This is a genomic window from Vibrio sp. Vb1554 (assembly GCF_033344235.1).
Map to the genome: position 1 here is coordinate 1 of NZ_JAWPOJ010000233.1, position 1,290 is coordinate 1,290.

The following is a 1,290-nucleotide window of genomic DNA, read 5'->3' on the forward strand; positions in this document are numbered from 1 at the left end:
AACTTTGTCACCGTAGTTATCAGTTAGATATTTATCGTGAGTGGTCGCGCGTTGAACTGCGATTTTTTGGCCATCTAGATTAGCAAAGTCTAGGTTTGCACCTTTCTTAGCGATGAACTTATTTGGGATCAGTGCGTATTTGCCCGTGAAATCCACTTTCTTCTTACGTTCTTCGGTAATCGACATTGCCGCGATGATCGCATCGTATTTACGAGCCAATAGAGAAGGAATAATGCCATCCCAATCTTGTGCAACGATCTGACACTTCACTTGCATTTCTTCACACAGCGCATTGGCCATATCAACATCAAAGCCTTTTAGAGAACCATCGGTTTCTGTCCAGCTAAATGGAGGGTATGCGCCTTCAATGCCAAAGCGAACTGTTTTCCATTCTTTCGCTTGAGCAACACCAGACACTGCCGTTGCAGCAAGAGTTGCTGCCAATAACCACTTTTTCATTTCCATACTCCTGTGATTGCTATTTTATTTGGTTTTGTTCGTTGTGCTTACTTAGGAGGCAAAACTCTGCCGCCTAATGAATATTAGTAGATAGATGAGATAAACTGCTGTAATCGTTGCGAATCCGGGTTAGTAAATAGCTTAGCTGGATTTCCCTGTTCTTCCACTAAGCCTTGATGCAAGAACATCACATGATTTGAGACGTCACGAGCAAACGCCATTTCGTGCGTCACCACCAACATGGTTCGCCCTTCATCTGCCAAATCTCTCATTACCCCTAGCACTTCCCCAACAAGCTCAGGGTCAAGCGCAGAGGTAGGCTCGTCAAACAGCATAACTTCTGGATCTACGGCAAGGGCACGAGCAATCGCAGCACGCTGTTGCTGACCACCAGATAAATGACCTGGGTAATAATCTTTACGCTCGTAAAGGCCGACTTTTTTCAGTAACAACTCTGCATTTTCAATTGCTTGAGCTTTCGGCACTCCAAGAACGTAGACAGGTGCTTCGATAACGTTTTCAAGAACGGTAAGATGAGACCAAAGGTTAAACCCCTGAAAAACCATAGCTAAACGCGAACGAATACGCTGAACTTGTTTTTCGTTGGCAGGTACAGATTCACCCGCGCGGTTGTTTTTCATTTGAATGAGCTCGCCGTTTACCCAAATTTCACCAGCGGTCGGTGTTTCTAGTAAGTTAATACATCTAAGAAAAGTACTCTTGCCAGAACCGGAAGAGCCAATGATGGAGATAACATCTCCTTTGTGCGCGGCAAGTGAAATGCCTTTCAGGACTTCATTCTGTCCAAATGTTTTGTGCAGGTCTTTTATA

General features: G+C 44.4%; 2 protein-coding genes. Both read right to left on the reverse strand.

What is annotated here, in order from left to right; all coding sequences use genetic code 11:
• Window positions 1-459 (reverse strand): transporter substrate-binding domain-containing protein (locus R8N28_RS25230; RefSeq protein WP_318183663.1); only part of this gene is annotated, 459 nt, incomplete at its 3' end.
• An 83-nt stretch (window positions 460-542) separates the two neighbouring features.
• On the reverse strand, window positions 543-1,289 hold the full coding sequence (locus R8N28_RS25235; protein WP_318183664.1) for an ABC transporter ATP-binding protein: 747 nt from the start codon (window positions 1,287-1,289) through the stop codon (window positions 543-545).
• Between the last annotated feature and the right edge of the window lies 1 nt (window position 1,290).